The organism is Bacillus sp. UNC41MFS5 (assembly GCF_000686805.1).
Genome location: NZ_JMLP01000012.1, coordinates 66,891 through 91,727 on the forward strand (window position 1 = coordinate 66,891; position 24,837 = coordinate 91,727).

Sequence of the window (24,837 nt, forward strand, 5' to 3'; positions counted from 1 at the left end):
TATGTAATTTAGGATTCCCTATATTTTAATGCTAATCCTTTTAAGAAATTCCGAGCGAATTTATCGCCGCACTCTTTATAATTTTTATGTCCTTCTTTTCTTAATAGAGCCCCGAGTTCACCTTTTGTTACTGTTATTCCTGCATTTTCGAATATTTCGAGAAGATCCTCAGTCGTTAATGCCAGCGCTATTTTTACTTTCTTCAGAAGGAGATTATTTACGTTTGCGCTTTTCTTTATTGACGATTCGGGTGTATCAGGTTGTCCTGGTTTGGGCTCTTGTTTGCCTCTTTTATAAATAATAAGACCGTTTAAAAATGAATCGAACATAATGTTATTACATTTTATTTGTTCGTCATACTCAGCCTCATCATCTGATTTTGTGAGAACCTTTATCACCTCAGGAACGGTTACTTCCACACCACCAAGTTTAAATATTTCTGCCATCTCTTTATTTTTTAACTCTAGTGCATATCTCAATCGAATCAGTATATCATTATTATCCATCTAAAATCCTCCTTTAAAGTTTTGTGTCCATATTCAAACCGTCATTTTCCAACTTGATAATGCCAGCCAGTTCTCTCGCTCTTCATAATCGGGTAGTATTTTACCAACAAGGCGCCAAAAGGAACGATCATGATTAAGATGGACCATATGGCACATTTCGTGAACAACTACATAGTCAATCACCTGCTGTGGTGCCATCGCCAACTTCCAATTAAAGGTTAACTGCTGCCTGGAATCACAGGTTCCCCAATTGCTGTTATTATCTGAAATACGGATAGACCGTGGTTTTGTTTTAAAATGCCTTTGATAAGAACGAATACTCCGCTCTACTAACTTTTTACATTCTTGATAGTAAAATCGTTTTAAGGCTTGTTTTATTTTTGCATCCTCTAGTTGTTTAACATATATTTTTAACATATCCCCTTCAAACACTACATAGTCTTGTAAGATATTTATATCTTGAGAAACCTTAATAGGATATTCTTTCCCTAAATAAAGGAAGATTTCACCATGATTATAGATCTTCACTTTTTGCCCCAGAAGTCTATCCTTCATTTCCTTCGATTTTTGTTGGATCCAATCCCATTTTTCCTCTATTAATTGAAGTACACGTTCATCAGTTGTTCCTTTAGGGGCCTGGACTTCAACATTGCCATAAACATCTATAGTAATGCCCAACGATTCACGTTTTTTATAGACTATCTCAAAACTCATGGTCTGACCTAAATAATTATGTATCATTTAATCACCTGCATTATGACAATAGGTAAAATGCAATAAAAATACTACTCTAGCCCTGATTAGTGTATGCCAGTGTATGGGATTTGTCCATGAGAAACGTTTTAAAAAACAATAAACTAAGAACATAAATAAAGAAAGGCAGATGAATCCGCCTTTCTTCACTATTTATTCAATTCATGCCATTGCTTAACCAGACGCTTTGGTGCAGCACGTAAATAAGCTTCTTGAATTAGATCGGTCAATTCTTCCCAATTTTCCTCATCGGGATTTTGAATAGATACCCAGCCGTGTTGCCCTATATACGGGGTTTTGTAAAAATGCTCTTTTTGGAGCAACAATTCTTGAGTCTCCCGATCTGACTTGAACGACAAACTGAAACCTTTTTCACTTTCACCTGAAATCACAAAGGATTTTCCATTGATTTTAAAAGTATTGTGACCGAAACCATCGATGTGTTCAACAGCTTCTGGCTGAGCAAGACAGATTTTGCGCACAGTTTCAAGCATGCCAGACGAATCTAGTGATTTCATGTTTTTATTCACCTATCACCAATCTATTTTGCATTCGCATCTGGTTGATGAATTCCGAATATATTTCCTTCAGTATCAATGTAGTATCCTTGCCACGCCATTCCAGGCAAAGCATATTTGGGCAATGCGACTTTGCCGCCATTTTCAATAATCTTAGCTTCCGTGGAATCGTAGTTTTCCACTCCCATTGTGCATGCAAATCCATTTAGAGGTTGGTTAGGTACTGGCGGAGCACTTTGACGCTGCATCAACGCACCATTGATTCCAGGTTCATCTTCATTGCCAGTTACTGCTCCAAAGTAAGGCATTCCTGCAAAATCACTCCAATCTTGAAATGACCATCCGAATACCTCTCCATAAAACTTTTTGGCCCGTTCCATATCATCCACATGAATTTCGAAATGAACTAATCTCCCCATAATTACCTTACCTCCTAAGAGTCTTATATAACCTCTTTATTATAGGACATGCATGGAAAAATATTCAATCAATTGAAAAAATTTTATTTCTAGTGTGCGATTATGACACTACTTCTTTCTCAAAACTTAAGTCTGCTTTCTTTTTTCTAGAAAATAAATTTGCAAGAGCATCTGGAAGAGCCATCAATGCCGGCACAAAGATAGGAAGCAGTATAAAACAAAGGATGACGAGGCCTGAAATTACAGCTATGGCCAGTTCAGATAAAAGTATTATTCCCGCAGGCATTAGTGTGGCAAAGGTACCGCCAAGAATGATAACTGCTGCTATAATGACACCGCCTATTTGCCTTGAAGCCAATACGATGGCCTCCTTGGCCGCCATATCAGGGTATTCCTTAAATCGCATCATTAAAAATATACTATAGTCTACTCCCAGAGCTACAATGATGATAAAGGAGAAGAATGGGACAAAGGATGAAATACCTTCAAGCCCCTGCAAATCTATGAAAATATAATTAATGATGAACATGGCTGCATAGTACGCCCCAACTAGCGATGCCGTAATAAAAACCGGTGTCCAAAAAGATCTTATAACAAAGAATAGTACAAGCAATACTCCGATAATGACAATCGCTGTTGTTTTATTTAAATCTCTGGTCAACACATTATTCATATCGTTTGTAGTCGCACTTGGTCCGGATGTTCCACTCTTTGCATCAGAGAGAACGGTGCCTTTCAATCCATCAGAAACTGTTTGATTGATTTGTTCAACAGTCTTTAGAGCATTCTCAGAATATGGATCATCATTTAAAACAACCATAAACTTAGTAATTTTTCTATCTTTGGACATGAACGTATCAAATGATTTTTTAAAGTCCTTGTTTGTCAAAGCTTCCTTTGGAATAAAGAAGGTTTTATTCGTATTAAGCTGTGTTAAGTACCCATTCGTTTGTCCCAGACCATCCGAAATTTGCTCTAAACCGTTGTTGACATCTGACAGTTTTTCTCCAAAAACACTGAATCCATTGAGACCGTCTGCAAGCTGCTGCTGCCCTGATTTCATCTGGCCCAGCCCATCCGTTACACTGTTCATATTCTTAACAATCGTGCCAATCCCTGAAGATGCTTGATCAAGTCCAGATTCAAGTTTTTTTAATCCATCTGCCATTTGCGATAAACCGCTGCTTATGGCCGTTAGATTTTTATTGGCTTTTCCAAAACCAGCCGTAACGGCATTATAATTAGCATTTAATGCTTGGATTCCTTCAGGTGTAATTTGACCTAATGAAGATGATAATTGATTGATCGTTTGCTTCAATGCAAGATAATTAGAATCACTTTGAGACTCTGCATAACTGCTTCCTAATGCATTTACCATTGATTCCATTTGCGACACAGCACTTTTTACCCCAAGAAGAGCCTGCGATGCATCTTGATAGTGGGTTCCCATCTCTTTATATCCCGTCTGCATCTTCCCATAATTTTCAGCGAGCAATGCAACACCACTGCTCATTTTGGAGAGATTCGTTTCAATGGCAGCAATACCGTTAGTGATCGTTTTTGAATTACTTGAACCATCGTCAATACCCGTTTGGATTTGCTTTAATCCATTGGTTAATGCATTCATTCCATCTTCAAGCTTTGCCGTGCCATCCACCATTTGACCCACTTTGGAAAAATCCGCTGATCCGAATCCATCTTCTGCTTGTTTCAATCCATCATGGATTTGGTCCACACCATCTTGAGTTTGGGATAAGCCATCCGTAACAGACCCCATTTGACTGTCAACGTAAAAATCGTCAATTGGCTTACCTTGAGGCTGTGTTATGGAAGAAACCTGCTTCACTCCCTTAATGCTCTTCAATCTTTCCGTTATATTATCAATGACTGAAAGAGATTCATTATTATCAAGTGCCTTGCCAGTATCAATGACCACAGTTGCAGGCATGGCCTGACCTTTGCCAAAATGTTCCGCAACCAAATTAATCGCTTTTGATGAAGGATATTTATTTCCAAGTTCCCCTATGGTATCGAAGTTAAGCTTTTCCTGATGTAAAAATATCATTGGTCCTAATATTAATAGTATGATAACTGTGGATATAATCGGATGCTTTACAGCAAAGGAAGATGTTTTTCCCCAGAACTTGTTTTCCTTATGACCATTTACACTCTTGGATGGCCAGAATAGCTTTTTACCTAGCACCTTCATAATAAATGGTGTTAGGGTCAATATTTCAAGCAATAATATGGTTACCCCGATGACAACCACCACACCAGATCGATAGATTGGAGATTCTGCAAAAATGAGAGCAAGGAACGCAATAAATACAGTGAGTATGCTGTAAGCAATGGTTTTACCTGCTGTTTTATATGTGTTTACGATTGATTCATCTATAGAGTGTCCATGGGATAGTTCTTCCTTAAATCGATTAAAAAGAAGGATGTTATAATCCGTACCAATCCCAAATAGGATAAGGACCAGGAGCATTTGGGTAAGACTGGTTATTGGAAATCCTGCTTTATCAATCAATTGAGCTGCAATTCCCATCGAACAAAGATAGGAAAAAGCTACAGCCACTAAGGAAATCAAAGGTGTAACAACTGACCTGAATGCTAGAATAAGGACGACTAATATAAAAATAACTGTTAATGCTGCACTCTTTTCGACACCTGCTTGAGAAGCCTTCAAATAATCATTATTGATAAAGTCTTCACCGCTCAGATAGTATTCAACAGGTACATTATCCAGTTTGCTTTCAAACTGTTTTTCGATATCATCTACTTCTCGTCCTTTTTTATCAAGCTTAAAACTCACCATCAGTGTTGTACCATCTTTAGATACAAGTGAGCTTTTTGCTTCGGGGATACTGAAAGGATCCATGATGTCTGCAATTCCAAGCTCAGATTTGCTATCGCTAATGGATTTCACAGCCTCACCAATTTTTTTCAATTCATCATCTGATATTTTATTTTTATCGTAAAAAACGATGAGGTTGTTGACCCCTTCTGTTGTATCCATCTTTTTTAAAATCGTATCTGCCTTGACTGAGGGGCTGTCACTACTTGTTCCTTGCTGCCCTTGTTGCCGCAGTATGGCATTGATGTCTGGTTGAATGACTGTAAGCACAATTGTCACTATCAGCCAAATTGAAAATATTGCCCAGCGGCCTTTAATAATCTTTCTCACCTTGTATCCTCCGTTATTTTAGAAATTTATTTTGTTTTTTCAGGAAAGTACAAAACATCAAAGAATTCATGATTATCCATTCCTTCTGCCTCCATTTTTTCCTTTACAGCAGATACCAATAATCTCATACCCTTTTCAACCATTTCCTGCTCATCTGGGTTTAAGAGACTTAATACATCTACTAATGACTTATTTGCTATTTCCGATATGTCCTCATTTATTCCTTTTGACAATTCGTTTGAAAGTGAGATTTCCACTGAACGTTTATCTTTCGGGTTAGGAGTTTTCACTAGGAAACCTTTGGATGTAAGTCGTTCAACGATATCTGAAACCGTACTTTGGGTCATCTTGAGGTTTTGAGAGAGATGTTTAATAGTAATTTTTTTATGGGCAAACACTTCTCCAATTACTCTTGCTTGGGGAATTGTGACCCCCCGTTCTTCGGAATGTTTCTGCAGACTTTTCATAATATAGCTTTGCAATAAATCGATAGATTCACGAATAAAATCGGCTTTATCCACCATTCACTAACCACCTTATAAAAAAATAGCACACGATACATCCCATAAGATACATCGTGTACTATCTATCGTAGATTTATATATCAAAATTGTCAATGGTAAGGTGCTCTTGCCAAATTACATAAACAAAGGCAACAACCCATTTTTAAACAAGAACTTTGTTCATGCTGCTGCTTTCTCTTGAAGCATGGCATATTAAAACGTAAATATTAGAAATCTATCGTAATAGAAAAAATTTTTAAAATAAAAAAATTAGGGTGACCACTAAGCCACCCTAATTTTTCGTTATCTTACTAAACATGGACGCTTGTTATCGAATGTCCAGCCTGGAATCAAAAACTTCATCCCAACAGAATCATCACGAGCTCCCAATCCCATGTTGTTATATCGTTCATTTGCTTTTAATATTTGATCCATATCTACTTCAATACCAAGTCCTGGTTTGTCAGGAATATAAAGATCGCCATCAACTATCTGGAATGGCTCTTTTGTTAACCGCTCTGTACCTTCCTGCCAAATCCAGTGTGTATCAATTGCTGTGATATTGCCAGGAGCCGCAGTTGCCACATGAGTGAACATTGCTAGTGAAATGTCAAAGTGGTTATTCGAGTGTGAGCCCCAAGTTAATCCCCATTCATTACACATTTGAGCTACACGTACAGAACCCTGCATTGTCCAGAAATGTGGATCGGCAAGCGGAATATCAACAGATTGTAATGAAATGGCATGGCCCATTTGTCTCCAGTCTGTCGCAATCATATTAGTAGCTGTTGGCAGGCCTGTTTGTCTTCTAAACTCTGCGATAATTTCTCGACCAGAATAACCGTTTTCAGCACCACATGGATCTTCTGCATACGTTAAAATCCCATGCATATCCTTACATAACTCAATAGCTTCATTTAAGGACCAGGCACCGTTTGGATCTAATGTAATTCTAGCATCCGGAAATCTTTCTTTAAGAGCTTTAATTGCTTTTATTTCTTCCTTGCCCTCTAAAACGCCGCCTTTTAACTTAAAGTCTTTAAAGCCATAGAGCTTTTGGGAAGCTTCTGCAAGCCTAACAATTGATTCCGGTGTTAATGCTTCTTCATGGCGGATACGATACCATTCAACCTCTGAATCTAGATTGCTATAATAAGGTAAATCTGTTTTATTCCGATCTCCAATATAGAACAAATAACCAAGTGTTTTTACTTTATTACGCTGCTGTCCTTCTCCTAAAAGAGCGGCAACTGGAACATTTAAATGCTTTCCTAGTAAGTCTAATAAAGCAGCTTCAATGGCTGTTACGGCATGAATGGTAATCCGTAAGTCAAAGGTTTGCTGACCACGGCCGCCTGCATCGCGACCGGCAAAGGTTTTTCGGACGTTATTTAGGATATTATGATAAGTGCCGATGGATGAACCTATCACTAATTCTTTCGCATCTTCGAGGGTTTTTCGAATTCCCTCACCGCCGGGTACTTCCCCAACACCAACATTTCCATTGCTATCCTTTAATATAACGATATTCCTTGTAAAATAAGCACCATGGGCCCCGCTAAGATTAAGCAGCATACTGTCACGGCCTGCAACAGGGTAAACATCCATTTCGGTTATAACAGGGGTAACGCTTACAACATTCTGCACTAAATTCATTTAGAAAGGTCTCCAATCAATAGAGTATAGTATTTTTTACGGGTAAAAAATTTCATTATTGATCATTGCTACTTTAATAGGGATTATGCATTCCTGCATAACCCCTTTTATCTTATGACTTTACAAAAACTGTTTTAATGGAAGTGAAAAATTCGATAGCTGCCCGTCCCTGCTCCCTTGAATGCGAACTGGACTGCTTCATTCCACCAAATGGGGCTTGAAGTTCAACTCCTGCACTCTCTGCATTAATCCGAACAAGTCCAGCCTCCATATCGTTAATAAAGGACATCATACTTCCAATATTTGTGGTAAAAATAGATGCGCTTAACCCAAACTCGGCATCATTAGCAAGCTCTAGCGCTTCTTCCATTGAATCTACCTTCATTAAAGCCAGAACCGGTCCAAAAATCTCCTCACGGGCAATCGTCATGTCAGGTTTAACATTCTCAAAAACCGTCGGCTCTACAAAAAATCCATTTTCCAGCCCTTGGCCGCTGGCAATTTTCCCGCCGTGCAGCAATGCCGCTCCTTCTTCAGTACCCTTCTGAATATATGACAGAACTGTTTTTTGCTGGTTCTCATTAGCACATGGCCCCATCCAGACCCCATCTAACATTCCGTCGCCAACCGATATCTGCTTCACCTTTTGCAACAGCTTTTCTTTAAATGCCTCATATACATCGCTTTCAACAATGACACGGCTGGTTGCGGTACATTTTTGCCCAGTCGAGCGCAATCCCCCACTGACCGTAGCCTCGGCAGCCAAATCAAGATCAGCGTCTGCTGCAACGATCACAGGGTTCTTACCTCCCATTTCCAGCTGGTATTTGGCTCCACGCGCTAGTGCTGCTTGGCCAATTCTTTTTCCTACCCCATTGGAACCTGTAAAGGTAATCCCGTTGATATCTGGATGATTAGCAAGCCCTTGGCCGATAACAGATCCAGACCCAGTTATCATATTCAGGACACCTGCTGGGAATCCCGCATCAACAAAACATTCGATTACCTTCGCGCACGTGACTGCCGTTTCCGTAGCAGGTTTAATCACCACAGTGTTTCCATAGATGAGAGCTGGAGCCATTTTCCATATTGGAATCGCGACAGGGAAATTCCAAGGGGTGATGACACCAACCACTCCCAATGGTACTCGAGTGGTAAACATTAATGCTTCACTATCAGAGGAAGGAATCACATCACCAATCGAGCGCATTCCTTCACCCGCATAATATCGAAGGATCGCTACTCCTCTTGCGGTTTCCCCTTTGGCTTCAGGAAATGTCTTTCCCATTTCTTTGGTCATCGTCTCGGCAATCTCATCGAGCCGGCTTTCCATTATCTCCGCTGCCTTATGTAGATAATCCCCACGTACACTTCCAGCAAGCTTTCTCCACTTTTTTTGCGCTACTTTTGCGCTGGCTGCCGCCTGGTCTAAATCATCAATCGAAGAATCTTGAACGTATCCTACTACCTCATTCTTATTGGCCGGATTAATACTTGGCAGTACGTTACCCGTACCAGCAGAGATCCACTGTCCATTTATATAATTTAAGTAAGTTTTGGTTTCGGTTAATGTATTCATCGGTACCTCCTATACGGTTGCTTTATTACTTTCCTTTGGAAATCTATCAAACGCTGTTTTTATAATCTGTTCAAGCTGTTGGTAGTGTTCCTGCTCCACTGGAATGATCGGCGGACGAACCATGTTCCCTACAGGGAGCCCTACAATTTTCATTCCCGCTTTAATCAAGGAAACCGCATACCCTTTTCTTTGTCTGCGGATTCGGCTTATTGGCAAAATCACTTGCAAATAAAGATCATTCACTAACTCATTATTTTGATTTAGCAGCGCTTCATAGAACAACTTCGAAATATGCGGGATATAATTTGAAATCGCAGAAGAATAGGAGTCAAAGCCCAGATTCACATAAGCAGGCATTGTCACTTCAGCCATAGGCATTCCATTGAGCCAGCCTAAGCGATTTCCGATTGTTTGAGTTAATTCAATGTTGAGTTCCATGTTTCCAAGCCCATCTTTTAATCCAACAACCTGTGGGTATTCAATCAAGCGTTGAAGCGTTTCCAATGTTAACACACAATTGTCCCGTTGATAGACAATAGCATTCAGATCGGTACTTTTAATGATGGTACTTAAATATTGATATAAGCCTTCTTGTTCAGGCTCGATTAAATAAGGAGGCAAGACCAAATATCCGTCTGCACCCATTCTCTCAGATAGTTCGGCAAATTGTACAGCGTGAGCAATATTACCTCCAACTCCGGTATAAACAGGAACCTTCCCTTTGGCAACAGATAAAGCAATTTCTACCTTTTTTTCGTACTCTTCAAAGCTAAGTGCGTGAAATTCACCCGATCCGCAGCCAATAAATATGGAACTTAAACCTTCGTCAATCAAGAATTTAATGTTCGTTTCTAGTGCCTTCTCATCAATCTTTCCAGAGGCATCCATCGGAGCAACTGGAAATCCTAATATTCCTGTAGGTGCTTTTCTTTCAGTGGCTATCATTGGTTTTACCACCTTTCCTTTTTTGTTATTTTGTCTATATGTATAATTGTAAGACAAATTAAAAATATTGTCAATTATAAATATTTAGATTATTCTATTGTTTAAGAATTCATTAACTATATAAATGTTATAGATTTAACCATTTAATATATTATTCTAGCTATTTTCACAAGATAAATAACACTCAGGTAATGTTGCAGGAAATAATTCGTAAAGACTTTATCCAATTTAATAGAAAATACGCACAAAAAAACGGCAGCGTTTAGGCTGCCGTTTTTTACTCTTTCTCTTCTTGATGCAGTTGTAAAACCTTTTGCCGAACAAAATCAAGATGACGATACATCTGGGTAAACGCCTCGAAAGGATCATGTTTAGCTAATGCGTGGTAGATGGCCAAATGGTGTTCAACGGTCTGGTCACGTTCCCTATATTTAATCACACTGTCCGTTTTGTTATGTGTTAACAGCAAAGAATTAATCATTCCTTCAACGACTTGGTTGTTCGCACTTAAGGCAATGATCCGATGAAATTCTTTATCATATTGGCCATAATTATTGTCAGTACTATTCTCTATTCGGTCTATTGTCTCTTTTAATTTTTGCAATTGTTCATCCGTGATCTTTTCAGCAGCAAGCGTCACTAACCCCAACTCCAATGCCATCCTGGCTTCCATCACAGCGGGAATGTTATCCGCAGATAAAGCCAGCATAACCGAAAAAGGTTTCGTTCCAACCTTATTATTAAAAAAGGTTCCTTCCCGCGTTTTCCGTGTTATGATTTCAAGTGTTTCTAAAGAACTAAGAGCTTCCCGTAAGACAGGCCGGCTAACCTCTAAAATCTCCATCAATTCCATTTCCGAAGGCAATTTATCCCCAGGTTTCAGCTGGCCGCTAACTAATAATTGAACAATCTGCTCAAGAACTTGCTGAGATAACGTACTACGATTGACTGACTTAACAACTACCTTTGGTGATGATTCACCCATTATACCCCTTCTCTCCTGAAGTAAGTCTAGTTAGCATAATTGTAAGACAAATAATTCATAATAACAACCTGATTTATGGTAACATCAAATCGTTTAAAAGAAAGACTGGCCTTTAACTAGGGCCAGCCTTTCTCTCTCCTGAAATTCTATTATGCCTGTTTGCTTAAGCAGGTTGTTTTTCTTCTTTCAATTCAGCAGGTAATTCTATCCGTTCTACCTTGTTCACAACGAAAATGTAAGATAAAGCTCCTATTAACAACATTACACCAATAAAAACTAAGGCAGCACTAAAGGAATGCGTTGCACTCAAAATATATCCAACCACGATAGGAATCACGATACCGGCCAAGTTACCAGATGTATTAAAGATTCCGGCGCTCAGTCCAATAATTTCTTTTGGTGACATATCCCCAACTAGTGTCCAGGTTAGCCCTGCCATTCCTTTAGCAAAGAAAGCAACTGACATGATAATCACGATGAGTGCTGGAGATGAGGTATAATTTGCCAGGATAACAACACTTGAAAACAAAAATCCTATGATAATCGGTGTTTTACGTGCTATAGCCAAAGATTTGCCACGCTTTAGCATTAAATCGGATAAGTAACCGCCAACCATACCTCCGAAGAATGCCGCTGCAAAAGGAATGGAAGCCACGAAGCCAACTTTTAGCATCGACATATGTTTTTCTTGTACAAGATATGTAGGGAACCAGGTTAAGAAAAAATAAACAATTGTATTTAAGCAGAATTGCGCAATATAAATTCCGATCATTTGCCGGTTAGTCAACAACAGTTTGGCATGGGCCCACTTGATTTTGACCGGTTTATCCCCTGCATTCGCCAAGCCGCCGCCCGCCTGGATATAATCAATTTCTGCTTGATTCGCTCTTGGATGATTTTTAGGTTCGCGGATCACTTTAAACCAAAACAGTGCAATGACAAGCCCAGCTGCTCCTGCCACATAAAAAATCATTTGCCAGCCATATGTTTGTAAAATCCAAGCCAGAACAGGTGTAAACAAAGCAAGTCCAAAATATTGAGCTGAGTTATATGTAGCCACTGCCCGACCACGTTCATGCTGCGGGAACCACATAGTGGTTAATCTGCTATTCCCCGGAAACGACGGTGCTTCTGCAAACCCTACTGCGAACCTAAATATAAGTAACATAAGAAAGCCGGTAACCCATCCTTGAAATAATGTAAACAGTGACCAAACGATTAAACCTATTCCATAAACAACACGAGCTCCAAATCGATCGAGCATCCATCCGCCTGGTATTTGCATAAATGCATAGGACCAGTTGAACGCCGAAAAAGCAATTCCCAATGACACCGCGTCTAAATGAAGATCCTTGGACATCAATGGGGCAGCAACGCTTAGTGCAGATCGGTCGATATAATTGATTGCAGTCGTAATAAATAATACAGTCAAAATAAGATAACGTACATTCGTTTTGTTTGCAATCGCTTTCAATTCTTTCATATTGCTATTCATAAATTCCCCTCCTAGTAAAAGTACAATTTAGATAGTGCTTCCAAGACTTTAATAAAAACGGTTACAATACAGAGTAAATCATTGGACCATCCTTTCCTCCTTTTTTTATTATCTATTAGTCTATATGTATAATTGTAAGACAATTATACATATAGGTCAATATTATTGTAAGAATAAATAGAATATTTTAAAATTAGGAAATTATTCATTTTAAGGATGGTAATCTATTAGAATCTAATTTTTATAGCTTTATATATCAGAGGATACACAAACAAAATAACCCTTCGGTAATCCCAAGATTGTGCATATAATAATTTATCATTCTCCTTGATAAACTAAATATTAAACAAGAACTTTGTTCATGCTGCCGCTTTGATAACCCACTAAATCCAACGTTATATATTTGTAACCGAATTCTTGAAGTTTCTTTACAATCGAGTCATGATTTTCAAGTATCGTCTTCATAGAAGCGGGTTCTACTTCGATTCTAGCAATATCCTGATGTGTTCGTACCCTTACCTGGCGGATATGAAGAGATTTTAAATATTCTTCCGATTTTTCAACCTTTGTAAGCTTTTCTTTTGTAATAAACTCACCATAAGCAATTCTTGAAGAAAGACAAGCAAATGATGGTTTATCCCAAGTCGGTAAATCAAACTGACGTGAAAGCTCTCTTATTTCATTCTTAAAAAGGTTAGCTTCTTGTAATGGCGCACGAATTCCTTTTTCCTTCGCTGCTTGCATGCCTGGGCGATGTTCATTCAGATCATCCGCAATGGCCCCATAGATGACATTATGAAATCCCTTTTCCTCCAAAACCGGAAGTAAATGATCAAATAAACTACTTTTACAAAAATAGCATCGATTCCTATTGTTTTCTGCATAACCAGGAATAGCTAGTTCAGAAGTTTCAATGACTTGGTGTTTGACACCCATTTGAGTGGCATGTACTTTAGCTTCTTCCAGTTCAAAAGAAGGATACGTTTCAGAGTCTGCTGTTACGGCCAGAACCCGGTCTATCCCTAAGACGTTCACCGCAGCCTTTAATAAGAATGTACTATCTACCCCTCCTGAAAAGGCCACAACCACTGATTCCATTTCACGGAGAATAGACGCTAATTTCTGATATTTCCCTGTAAGCATTGTCCCATCTCCCTTTACTCTCTTTTAAAAGAGATTCCCATTTCCATTAAAACTCATATATTCTGGTTCACTTAATATTTCAATATTTGGATTCATCTTTGCTTCATCTATCAAGCATTCAGAGATGAACATATGTTCAAGCTCCAGCGTATTTTTAATCCGAATAATCTTCATCTGGTAATAGTCAACGTCAAAACAAGTTTTCATGGCAGCTCTTATCGCTAAGCTGTCATTTTCCATAACCATAGGAATTTTTACACTTTGTGCCAATTTGTTTGTCAAGGGGTTCGGGTAAGTGGACTCAAATGATATCTTATCAAAGAGTCTTCTTGAGCAAATATCAGCATTAGCCATTCCGTTTGCATTCCCATGAGACTCTTTTGTAAGATCCAAAACGGCTAGTCTTTGTGCCAGCGGATTATATTTTAAGGATCCTGAGTAATTCCTTCTAATGATATTAGGATCCATGCCGCTGCCTGAGATGTTTTTACCCATTTCATCCACGATAAGAACATCACATTTTCCGAACATGATGCTGGGCATAAGCTCGTGTGCTTCTTGCAGTAATCCCGGCTCCTCATCCATAATCCGTTCCTTTGGTATGGCAACAATTTTATAAGTTTCATCATAGGCGTTTTCTATCATTCCAACCGCAAAGATGATGTTTGATTTTTCTAAAGTCTCTCTTGCGATCTCTTCCACTCTGAATGGAATATTTTCTACACCGGCTGAATGAATGATTTCAGCACCCACTTGTTTACCAAGCCCAACCGCGATCATTTTGGCCAAGCCGCTTTCATAAGGCGCCCTAAAGGATGTATGAGGCTTAATTCGGCCAGTAATAATAATCGCATCCGCTTTCGTATGCGCATTCTTATCAATATGTACCGGGAGTCCATTTTTAGAGACCCCAATCTGAACAACTTCCATACTAGAAACAATGGGGGCTCCTGTAGATTCTTCAGTTATACCTAGCTCGGCAAGTATTTCTGTTTGTCCTTCTCCTGTTGCTCCACCATGGCTCCCCATTGTTGGAACGATAAACGGGTGAGCTCCTCGTTCTCTAACCGCGGTGACAATTTCTTTAACGATACAAGGCATATTGGCAATTCCTCTACTGCCCACAGCAATAGCAACCCGGTCACCAGCCTTGATTCTTCCGATAATTTCTTCCTTACTAAGTTCTTTTCTTGTAACACCAGTTACATCTGCAATCGTTTCTCTTGGGAACCGCTGTCTGATTTTAATCATTCTTGGGATGTTGATCCCTTTGAATAATTTCTCCATTTTAAATACCTCTTTTCAAAGGGGAACAACATCTATTGTCCCCCTTTACAAAAATATATTTATCTTTTAATCAGGTTATTGGTGCTGGATTAAATAGAGTAAAATCATTATAAATTTCGTATTTTTCTGCCAAAGTTTGTTTTCTTCCACTGGCAACATCGATAATTTCGTTGAATAATAGAGTTCCAATTTCTTGAATGGTTGCTTCGCCTGTTGCAATTGGCCCTGCATTTACATCAATCAAATCTTGCCACATATTTTTCATATCATTTCTTGAGCATACTTTAATGACTGGTGCTGCCTCTAATCCATAAGGAGTTCCTCGTCCTGTCATAAAAACTTGAAGCGTGATTCCACTAGATAACTGGCACGAACCACAAACAAAGTCACTAGCTGGAGTTGCAGCAAAAATCATACCTTTTTTCGTTGGCCTCTCTCCTGGTGAAAGAACTTCTACAATCGGAGATGATCCAGATTTAGCAATCGAACCCATTGCTTTTTCAACAATATTCGATAGACCACCTTTTTTATTTCCAGGAGTTGGATTTGCTGAACGGTCAACTTGTCCATTATTCAGGTATTGATCATACCATGTCATCTCGTCAGCTAGTTTCTTCCCAACTTCTTCATTCACACAACGCTCTGCAATAATATGGACACCGTCTCGGACCTCAGTTACTTCAGAAAACATAACGGTTGCACCAGCATTGACAAGCATATCGGCAGCATATCCGGCGGAAGGATTCGCTGTTACACCTGAGAAAGCATCACTTCCACCGCATTGTAAACCAATACATAATTGAGAAAGAGGCAGCTCAACACGAACTCTTTCATTCAATTTTTTTAATTTGTTTTCTGCCATATTCATAATTTCTGCCATGATCGCATCATGGCCCTTTTCGTTTTGAAACGTGACCACATTTTCTGGACTGTTATATTCCGCATCCAATAACATTTCTAATGTTAGTTTTTCACATCCCAAAGAGATAATCATCGTCTCTCCACCGAAATTCGGATGTTTGACCATGTTTTGCAGCATTCGAATCGGGATTATTGCTTCAGGGGCATTGATGGCGACACCGCATCCATAGGCATGATTTATCGCTACAACATCATCAACATTTGGATATTTTGGAAGAAGTTCTTTTTTAATTCTCTTTACCGCGTTATTTAAAACACCTGTTACGCATTGAACAGTTGTGACAATTCCCAATATATTTCTTGTTCCTGCGTATCCTCCGTTTTTGTTTGGATAACCCATAAACGTTCTTTCTGGCGGTTCAGGTAAATCTGTCACCAAATTGGTTGCAAACTCCATTTCATCCAAAGATGGCGGAACGGGAAGTTGCAACATATGTTCATTGATCCAGTCGCCCTTTTTAATAGAATGTAAAGCATATCCTAAAGTAACGCCATATCGGATTACTGGTTCACCTTCTTCTATATTGGATAATGCAATTTTATGCCCTTGGGGAATATCCTGGTTGGCTAGAATATCATCGATGACAATGGTTCCTGCTGGAATGGCATTTACAGTAATGGCAACGTTATCATTATCATTAATTTTAATCACACGATTTTCCACTGCGTTACCTCCTAAACTCTTGTTCTATTCTCAAAACCATTGTACTCTTAGATTGTATATAAAGTAAAAGTGATTATTTTTAGAATTCTATAAGAAAAACTAAGAGTAATGAGGAGACTTTCAAATGGATTTAAAACAGTTGGAATATATGATTAAAATCGCTGAGGAAAACAATATTACAAAAGCTGCTGAAAAACTTTTTATCACTCAATCAGCATTAAATCAGCAACTTTTAAAATTAGAAAAAGAGCTGGGAACGCAACTTTTTGTTCGTTCAAGAACCAATTGGCATCCGACACAAGCAGGAGAAATTTATATTGAGAATGCAAAAAAAATGGTACGTATTAAAAAAGACACTTACAATCAAATTAATGATTTATTGGATATAAAAAAAGGAAAACTTAGTATTGGCTTAACACCCGAACGAGGTCCTGAAATGTTTGCATCTATCTATCCTGCTTTTTACAAAAAGTATCCAAATATAAAAGTAGAACCCATTGAACTGCCGGTGAAACAACAACAACATGAAATATCAATGGGGAATCTTGATATTGGATTTTTAACATTGCAAAATTTTCAAAAAACAAATGATGAATATATCTATTTCTGTACGGAAGATATTCTTTTAGCAGTTCCCCAAGCACATCCGCTTGCCCATTTAGGAGGAAAACTCGGTGATAAACTTCCTGAAATAAGCTTAAACCATTTTACAAACGATACGTTTGCCCTTATGCAAAAAGGATCAACTCTTCGAGAAATTTATGATTATCTCATTACTGACGTAGATTTTACTCCAAATATATTGCTAGAAACAAGAAGCGGCCATAACTTATATAACATGGTTGCTGAAGGAATATGCTGTTCCATCATTCCAATGGCTTATGCCCAACATAACTCTAACGTCTCTTACTTCTTAATTCAGCAAAAGCCTGTTTGGGAAGTATGTGCATCTTATAAAAAAGGAACCTATTTAAGTAATCCTGCAAAAGACCTTATAACGATTGCCAGTTATTATTGGTCCAATAGATTAAAAAAATGAAGGAAGGGACTTTTGCTGTCCATAACTTGGGATGTTAAAAGGAAAGAGTTTGCCCACTCACAGGCAAACTCTTTTTTGATTAATTTAATTTCTCTCCGTTCGTTGCAATCAGCTCCTTATACCAATAAAAACTTTGCTTGCGAATACGGCGTAAGTCTTTCAAATCAAACTCATCACGGTTCACAAAGATAAAACCGTAGCGCTTGCTGCATCCTTGATGGGTACTGATTAAATCAATCGCTGACCATGGGCAAAAGCCGAACACTTCAACTCCATCAGTGATTGCCAATTGCATTTGCTCGATATGCTTTCGTAAGAAGTCTATACGATATGGGTCATTAACCACATCGCCCTCTTCTAGCTTATCGAATGCTCCTAAACCATTCTCGGTTACAATCAACGGCAGGTTATAGCGGTCATATATTTCTCTTAAAGTAGTTCTAAAACCGGCAGGGTCAATCTCCCAGCCAAACTCATTCTTTTTCAGGTTTGGATTGGTTGCTCCTTTATAAACACCTGACTCGCCAATGGTAATATGTTGGTCTCCTGTATGACCGACATCAGAGACGTCTTCTTCACTTGCCGCAACCGTTTGGGAAGTATAGTAGTTAAATGCAATAAAGTCAGGCTTCGCACTTGCTAAAACTTCCATATCTCCATCAAGAATCGTTGGAACATAGCCTTTTTCTTCAAAGTAGTTCCAAGCAATTGTATTATAGCGGCCGAATACAGCCATATCTAAGTAAAGCCAGTTGCGAATCGCTGAATAATTATGGGCAGCCATAATATCCTCAGGTTTTGAGCTAGCTGGATAGATGGATACAATGTTTGGTGCCGGGCCAATTTTTGCATGTGGCAGCATTTGATGACACAAGTTCATCGCCTTTGCCTGAGCCACAAGCATATGGTGGTTTTGCTGATATAATTCTTTCTTAGGGTTTTCTAAGTTAGGATCAACCGTTCCAATCGCATCACCGTGAAGAATCATCATGTTTTGTTCATTAATTGTTAACCAATAGTTCACGCGGTCACCGAAATTTTCGAAAAGGGTTTGAGCATAGACTTCAAATGCATCTATCGTTTCACGGTTTGACCAGCCGCCTTTTTGCTGAAGGGCATATGGCAAGTCAAAATGATACATGGTAACAATTGGTTCGATACCATGGGAGACGATTTCATTAATTAAATTATTGTAAAACTCGATTCCCTTAGGATTCAGTTCACCAGAACCATTTGGATAGAGTCTTGTCCAAGCAATCGAAAAGCGATATGCTTTATATCCCATCTCGGCTAATAAGGCAATGTCTTCTTTATAATGATGATAGTGATCGCTGGCTACTTTAAAATCGGTAGTGCCTTCCGGATACTTAGCCATATCGATGACAGATGGACCTTTTCCGTCTTCATTCCAAGCCCCTTCGATTTGATAAGCAGATGTAGAACCGCCCCAGAAAAAATTCGTCGGAAATGGTTTAAGTTTGTTATGTTTCATTTTCATTACCTCCATTTGAGTTATCTAAAAAATAAAAGCCGGAAACCAATATGGTTTACCGGCATGATTAGGATTAAAGTTGTTCGCCGTTTGTGGCAATTACATCTTTATACCAGTAGAAAGACTTTTTCTTGCTGCGTTCTAATGTTCCGCTGCCGTCGTCATGTCTATCAACATAAATAAATCCATAACGCTTGGACATTTCTCCAGTAGATGCACTAACTAAATCAATACATCCCCAAGGAGTATAACCGATTAGGTTAACACCATCTTCGATTGCTTCAGACATCGCTTTAATATGATCTCTTAAATAATCAATGCGATAATCATCGTTGACTGAGCCATCTGCTTCTACTTTATCAATTGCACCAAGGCCATTTTCTACAATAAATAAAGGTATTTGATAGCGGTCATAGAGTTTGTTTAAGGAGATTCGTAGACCTTCTGGGTCAATCTCCCAGCCCCAGTCACTGGCTTTAAGGAAAGGATTTTTCACACCACCGATAATGTTACCAGATGAACTTTCTTCGTGTGATTTTTCTTTCTTTTCAGTGCGGGACATATAATAACTAAATCCAATATAATCAACCGTACCCTCTTTAATGATCTCCAAATCTCCATCTTGAATCTCTAATTTAATTCCATTTTCCTTAAAGTAACGTTTGGCAAAAGCAGGATATTCACCACGAACTTGGACATCTCCACAATAGTAGTTAAAAATTTGCTCTTCTCTCATAGCATGCATGACATTTTCAGGATTGCTATCGTAAGCATATACTGGAGCATAAACAAGCATGCATCCAATCTGCGAACCAGGAATCATTTCGTGTCCGATTTTTACAGCTAAGGCACTAGCCACAAATTGATGATGCAGTCCTTGGAAACTTTCTTGTAGACGTGCTTCCTCGCTTGAGGCAGAAAAACCTAAGCCGAACAGTGGGAAATGTGTCGCTCCGTTAATTTCGTTAAAAGTCATCCAATATTTCACTTTATTTTTATATCGATCAAATATGGTTCTTACATAACGCTCAAAAAACCCAATAAGTTTTCGATTTTTCCAAGCACCATATTCTTTTATAAGGTGTAAAGGTGTTTCATAGTGAGAAATGGTTACTACTGGTTCAATACCATGTTTGTGTAACTCATCAAATACCCGCTCGTAAAAAGCTAAGCCTTCTTCATTTGGAGTTTCTTCATCCCCTCTTGGGAAAATACGTGACCAAGCAATAGAAAGACGGAAAACCTTAAAACCCATTTCTGCGAAAAGAGCAATATCTTCTTTATAACGATGGTAAAAATCAATTCCTTCGTGGTTTGGATAGTGGTATTTATCTTGCTCAATCTCATAATTAAAACCAGGTTTCATAAGAAGTTCTAAGCGGACCTTCCCACCAGGAAGCACGTCTGCAAGATTTAAACCTTTACCGCCTTCTTGGTATGCTCCTTCTAATTGGTTAGCTGCGGTTGCTCCGCCCCATAAAAAGCCTTCTGGAAATTTACGATTCATAATAAGTCACCTCAAAATTTTTTTATAAAGTCCATTAGTTAGCGTTAGTTATTACTTCTATTTATATATAGAAAGTCAGGGGAAATTGGTTCCCCTACTTTCATATTATTGCAATGCTAGGAATGCTTCACGTACATTGATTTCCCCTTGTTTAACTGGTTCAATTGTTTGATAACGGTCAGGATTTGTAATAATGACTGGAGTAATTAAGTCATATCCTTCTGCCTTAATCGCATCCATATCGAAAGTTACAAGAGTTTGACCTACTTCAACGAAGTCGCCGTCATTCACATGTGCAGCGAAATGTTTTCCATCTAGTCTTACTGTTTCCAAACCAACATGGATTAGGATTTCTGCTCCATTATCACTTGTAATGCCGATTGCATGCTTCGTTTTAAAAATTGTTGTTACTCTTCCAGTAACAGGAGAAACTACTTTTCCTTCCTGCGGCTGAATCGCTAAACCTTTACCCATAATTCCTGATGAAAACGTTGGGTCATTAACTTCGGTTAATGCTTTAACTTCACCTTTTAACGGGCTAAATACTTTTTCTGCTGCCACTACTAATTCAGACTTTGTGTCAACTGTATTTGTTTCTTCTACTGTTGTAGTCTCTTGCTCTTCTTCACCTTCTACATCTTCAAAGCCCATAATAAAAGTAGCGATGGCACCTGCTGCGAAAGCAATTGGTAAACCAATAATTGCTAATACAAATGTTGATCCGATAAAGGAAGCGATACCAGGTAAACCAACGTTACCACCAAGAATGAAATATTTAACACCTACTGCACTGTAGTATGCTCCACCAACAGCACCACCAATTAATCCACCGATGAATGGTTTCTTAAGGCGCATGTTAACACCATACATAGCTGGTTCTGTAATACCCATAAGTGCAGTTAAACTAGTTGTCATTGCTAATGATTTAAATGATTTATTTTTTGAACGTAATGATACGGCAAATGTTGCTCCTGCTTGTCCCATATTTGCAGCAAACATTGAAGGCAAGATAAAGTCATATCCTTTAGTTGCAAGGTTGTTCATTACAATTGGAGTAAATGCATAGTGCATACCTGTCATAATAATTAATGAGAATGTACCACCTAAGATTAAACCTGCAAAAATCCATCCATATTTAAATAATGCCCCAATTACTAAAGAAAGCCAGTTTCCAAGAATGGCACCAAGTGGACCAACTGCGATTAATGTAACTGGTACAATGATAAGTAAAGTGATAGTTGGAACTAAAATAAGCTTAAACATACTAGGAATAACTCGGTCAACCCATCTTTCAACATATGACGCAATCCAAATCGCTAGTAAAATTGGAATTACCGTTGAAGAATAAGTGACTGCAGTTACAGGGAGTCCAAGAAAATGAATCGGTTTACCAGCACCTAATAAAGCTGTTATGGTTGGATGCAAAAGCGCCGCTGCAATAGTTGCCGCTACATAAACGTTACTGCCAAACTTTTTCGCCGCACTTACTGCTAAAATAATTGGCAAGAAGTAAAATGCACCGTCACCAATAGCGTTTAAGATGGTATATGCTTGACTAGTGTTTGTCATCCACCCAAAAGCCATCGCAATGGCTAAGATCCCTTTGATCATACCGGCACCGGCAATCGCAGGAAGAAGTGGTGTGAATGCCCCAGAAATTACATCAAAGATTGCATTTATTGGATTTTTGCTCTTGGAAGATTGCTTGTTCTTGCTATCCATTTTAATCGCGCTATTTTCAAGAATAGCATTATATACTTTTGGAACATCATTTCCGATAATAATTTGGAACTGGTCACCGCTTACATTCGTACCCATGATTCCAGGAACTTTTTCTAATTTCTTACGGTCTACCTTACTTTGATCTTGTAAATTAAAACGTAATCTTGTCATACAGTGAATAACATTTTGAACGTTGCCTTCTCCACCGACTAATTCGATGATGCTTATGGCTGTTTTTTTGTAGTCCATGGTTATACCTCCAGATTTTTTGTAAAAAAATAACCTGAGTAACATGAGATGGAATGACCAATGGTCCCACTCGTGTTCCTCAGGTTTTGCCTGCATTACCAGTAACAATCCTGTTATAAATATGAATTTGGTTAAAACTTGCCGAAGTCACTTGTAAGTTCTGGCCAGTTCCTGCAACTGAACTTCGGCTCATGGAATAAAAAAAACCTAAATTGTATGCTATGCACTATAAAAGTGAGGAACATACAATTTAGGTTTTGCCTGCTAATCAGTAACAATCCTAAAAAATTAATTAATTTGTACACCTATAATAGCATCCGCTTTCATTCTAAGTCAACGCTTTCTTTCAAAAAATTTTTAGGATCTATTTACCAAGAGTTCAATATGAATGGTAAGGTAGGCCATTTCTTCCTTTGTCAGCTGATGGTTATCAGAATACCGTTATTACTGAAAATACTCATGAAGCTATTGTTCCGAAAGCATTCTACTTAATCAAGAATGTCTCTCCTTTTTCATCAAATGCATGCTTAAAATCAAATGCAAAAGGAGTGGGACCATGTTGAATATAATAGTTGTATCTCTTGAATGCCTCCTCCCATGAGACATCCTTCACCCCTTCTGTCCACCATACTACATAAGAAAGGTGATTCTCTGGATATGACTCGATCCATCTGCTCCTATTTCGTAATGCTTGCATATGCTGTCCCGAATAGGTAAATCGATATAACGATTGAAGGCTTCTCCATACTGTTAGTGTAAGAATTGGAGAACCCTTTCCCTTTACGGTTTCTTCAGGGAAAGGGACTCCTTCAGGTGAAAACGCCTCTATAAGTCCTGATTTAGTTGCCTGTCGATATACTTCATTTCCCACTTGAAAAAATTCACGAGAGGCAGGGTGGTCATAGGAGTGGTTTAGCCTACCAACAGTATAGATTGAAACTAATGCCATAAACAGCCCTCCATCTATAGTCTTTTCCTAAGGTATATTCAATTAAAAATTTGAAAATTCCTTCTTCAGCTAACCAGCTTCCATAGTGGAACAAGAAAAGCTACCAAAATGACAGCCACCATCTTCAACTCTTGCCCCCAATTAGTTTAATTTCAATTTTCCACAAACTTATAGATATTGGTTTAATTTCATTAATTGGACAATCAAATATTGCACAGGTAACGGATGATTTTTTAATTTGATGCCATAATGCTTGTCCATATCCAAATGTCCTATCTGATTTCTGTCAGCTAAAAAAAAACGATTGTTCTAATTGAACAATCGTAACCCATTAGGAAAATAATTATTTTACAGCCAAGGTGAAATTCGTATCCATTATAATTTCGTAAATGCTTTTCAGGAGGTAGACAAAGGCAACACCCAATAGTTAGGGTTAGTTGCCTTTCTTTAAAATGAGTTGCGAGATACACTCCACATGCGCCGTATGGTGGTCACTACATTAAATTGTATGCGGATTTGTAAAACGATAATGGATTACAATTTCTGAATTTTCTTTCACTTCAATCCGTTCAATGATTCGATGTAGTAATTCTTCATTTAGTTCATTAAATTCGAGAATCCTATCCACGTATTTCATTATTTTTGCCGTTGACTCATAGTGATCACTTCGATCATTGAGTTGCTTTTTTAAAGTCACTAACTGTTGCTGCAGGTCTTGAACCTTTAAATTGTTCTCATCTGCAACTTGGCGGTAATCTTCCTGGTCTATTTTCCCCTGTGCCAATAATCTAAGAAGGTTTTTATTTTCTGTTTTTAATAATTCAATTTCTTTACCTATTTTTTGTTCCTTTTTTTTCAAATCATTCTCAATACTTTTTATTTTTTCACTTGCCTTTATAACAAAATCCGTTTATTTACTGCAACAGATGACATTTCTCTTAAATCTTCTAAAATAAAATTCTTAAGCTGTTTTTCCCTAATTAAATGGCTGGTACACGCATCAATCCCATGCTTGCGATATCTTCCACAAACGTATCCCTTACGATCATGCAGATACCATAATGAGGTAGCGCAATCCGCACAATAAAGCTGTAGCATTTCCAGACTTAATATAAAAGTCAGCAAATCTCTTTTGTTTAATTTTTAGGACTCCCAAAAGTAGCACCTCCATATGATCATCAAAAATAGAATGTACGTTTCATATACCTAATATATCATAATAACTCCACATCATATGTAAAAAAAAGGAGGTGATTGTAATTTTTGTTATTTTTAATTAGGGTTTTACCACATTTTATTAAGTAATCTTTATAAGACT

General features: G+C 38.3%; 21 protein-coding genes. 1 reads left to right on the forward strand and 20 read right to left on the reverse strand.

Annotated elements, in window-relative coordinates:
- Window positions 1–8: 8 nt before the first annotated feature.
- The 14 genes from BR30_RS0107050 to garD all read right to left on the reverse strand — a co-directional run bounded on the left by BR30_RS0107050 (window position 9) and on the right by garD (window position 16,561).
- The gene (locus BR30_RS0107050) at window positions 9–506 is read right to left on the reverse strand and encodes a YehS family protein (protein WP_026564397.1); all 498 of its coding nucleotides are present in this window, start codon (window positions 504–506) and stop codon (window positions 9–11) included.
- Window positions 507–539: 33 nt separating this feature from the next.
- The gene (locus BR30_RS0107055; protein WP_026564398.1) at window positions 540–1,247 is read right to left on the reverse strand and encodes a M48 family metallopeptidase; all 708 of its coding nucleotides are present in this window, start codon (window positions 1,245–1,247) and stop codon (window positions 540–542) included.
- Between the two features lie 161 nt (window positions 1,248–1,408).
- Window positions 1,409–1,777 (reverse strand): MmcQ/YjbR family DNA-binding protein, encoded by a 369-nt coding sequence (locus tag BR30_RS0107060; protein ID WP_026564399.1) that lies wholly within the window; start codon window positions 1,775–1,777, stop codon window positions 1,409–1,411.
- Between the two features lie 23 nt (window positions 1,778–1,800).
- Window positions 1,801–2,196, reverse strand: a complete 396-nt coding sequence (locus tag BR30_RS0107065; RefSeq protein ID WP_026564400.1) for a VOC family protein — start codon at window positions 2,194–2,196, stop codon at window positions 1,801–1,803.
- 100 nt (window positions 2,197–2,296) lie between these two features.
- Window positions 2,297–5,383, reverse strand: coding sequence for an MMPL family transporter (locus tag BR30_RS0107070; RefSeq protein ID WP_026564401.1), 3,087 nt, complete (start codon window positions 5,381–5,383; stop codon window positions 2,297–2,299).
- A gap of 26 nt (window positions 5,384–5,409) precedes the next feature.
- Window positions 5,410–5,907 (reverse strand): MarR family winged helix-turn-helix transcriptional regulator, encoded by a 498-nt coding sequence (locus BR30_RS0107075; protein WP_026564402.1) that lies wholly within the window; start codon window positions 5,905–5,907, stop codon window positions 5,410–5,412.
- A gap of 282 nt (window positions 5,908–6,189) precedes the next feature.
- Window positions 6,190–7,542, reverse strand: a complete 1,353-nt coding sequence (gudD, locus tag BR30_RS0107080; protein WP_026564403.1) for a glucarate dehydratase — start codon at window positions 7,540–7,542, stop codon at window positions 6,190–6,192.
- A gap of 112 nt (window positions 7,543–7,654) precedes the next feature.
- A complete protein-coding gene (gene gucD, locus BR30_RS0107085) occupies window positions 7,655–9,121 on the reverse strand; it encodes an alpha-ketoglutaric semialdehyde dehydrogenase GucD (RefSeq protein ID WP_026564404.1) in 1,467 nt (488 codons plus the stop codon).
- A 9-nt stretch (window positions 9,122–9,130) separates the two neighbouring features.
- Window positions 9,131–10,066, reverse strand: coding sequence for a 5-dehydro-4-deoxyglucarate dehydratase (gene kdgD, locus BR30_RS0107090; RefSeq protein ID WP_442852960.1), 936 nt, complete (start codon window positions 10,064–10,066; stop codon window positions 9,131–9,133).
- A gap of 277 nt (window positions 10,067–10,343) precedes the next feature.
- A complete protein-coding gene (locus tag BR30_RS0107095; RefSeq protein WP_026564406.1) occupies window positions 10,344–11,051 on the reverse strand; it encodes a FadR/GntR family transcriptional regulator in 708 nt (235 codons plus the stop codon).
- A gap of 163 nt (window positions 11,052–11,214) precedes the next feature.
- Window positions 11,215–12,546, reverse strand: a complete 1,332-nt coding sequence (locus BR30_RS0107100; protein WP_197032300.1) for an MFS transporter — start codon at window positions 12,544–12,546, stop codon at window positions 11,215–11,217.
- 342 nt (window positions 12,547–12,888) lie between these two features.
- Window positions 12,889–13,689 carry an ATP-dependent sacrificial sulfur transferase LarE gene (gene larE / locus BR30_RS0107105; RefSeq protein ID WP_026564408.1) on the reverse strand — a complete coding sequence of 267 codons (801 nt, stop codon included), beginning with the start codon at window positions 13,687–13,689 and terminating at the stop codon, window positions 12,889–12,891.
- Between the two features lie 24 nt (window positions 13,690–13,713).
- Window positions 13,714–14,976 (reverse strand): nickel pincer cofactor-dependent isomerase, group 22, encoded by a 1,263-nt coding sequence (locus tag BR30_RS0107110; RefSeq protein WP_026564409.1) that lies wholly within the window; start codon window positions 14,974–14,976, stop codon window positions 13,714–13,716.
- A gap of 70 nt (window positions 14,977–15,046) precedes the next feature.
- On the reverse strand, window positions 15,047–16,561 hold the full coding sequence (garD, locus tag BR30_RS0107115; RefSeq protein WP_026564410.1) for a galactarate dehydratase: 1,515 nt from the start codon (window positions 16,559–16,561) through the stop codon (window positions 15,047–15,049).
- Between the two features lie 124 nt (window positions 16,562–16,685).
- Here garD and BR30_RS0107120 point away from each other — a divergent pair, with 124 nt between their 5' ends.
- The gene (locus tag BR30_RS0107120; protein ID WP_026564411.1) at window positions 16,686–17,600 is read left to right on the forward strand and encodes a LysR family transcriptional regulator; all 915 of its coding nucleotides are present in this window, start codon (window positions 16,686–16,688) and stop codon (window positions 17,598–17,600) included.
- A gap of 79 nt (window positions 17,601–17,679) precedes the next feature.
- Here the strand turns inward: BR30_RS0107120 and BR30_RS0107125 are convergent, their stop codons facing one another.
- The 6 genes from BR30_RS0107125 to BR30_RS35705 form a co-directional block, all read right to left on the reverse strand.
- Window positions 17,680–19,092, reverse strand: a complete 1,413-nt coding sequence (locus tag BR30_RS0107125; RefSeq protein WP_026564412.1) for a glycoside hydrolase family 1 protein — start codon at window positions 19,090–19,092, stop codon at window positions 17,680–17,682.
- Between the two features lie 73 nt (window positions 19,093–19,165).
- A complete protein-coding gene (locus BR30_RS0107130; protein ID WP_026564413.1) occupies window positions 19,166–20,599 on the reverse strand; it encodes a glycoside hydrolase family 1 protein in 1,434 nt (477 codons plus the stop codon).
- A gap of 105 nt (window positions 20,600–20,704) precedes the next feature.
- Window positions 20,705–22,570, reverse strand: a complete 1,866-nt coding sequence (locus tag BR30_RS0107135; RefSeq protein ID WP_026564414.1) for a beta-glucoside-specific PTS transporter subunit IIABC — start codon at window positions 22,568–22,570, stop codon at window positions 20,705–20,707.
- 484 nt (window positions 22,571–23,054) lie between these two features.
- Window positions 23,055–23,519 carry a DUF3291 domain-containing protein gene (locus BR30_RS0107140; RefSeq protein ID WP_026564415.1) on the reverse strand — a complete coding sequence of 155 codons (465 nt, stop codon included), beginning with the start codon at window positions 23,517–23,519 and terminating at the stop codon, window positions 23,055–23,057.
- A gap of 499 nt (window positions 23,520–24,018) precedes the next feature.
- Window positions 24,019–24,378, reverse strand: coding sequence for a DUF4368 domain-containing protein (locus tag BR30_RS0107145; RefSeq protein WP_026564416.1), 360 nt, complete (start codon window positions 24,376–24,378; stop codon window positions 24,019–24,021).
- 35 nt (window positions 24,379–24,413) lie between these two features.
- Entirely contained in the window at window positions 24,414–24,617 is a 204-nt protein-coding gene (locus tag BR30_RS35705) for a recombinase zinc ribbon domain-containing protein (protein WP_081825374.1), read from the reverse strand.
- Between the last annotated feature and the right edge of the window lie 220 nt (window positions 24,618–24,837).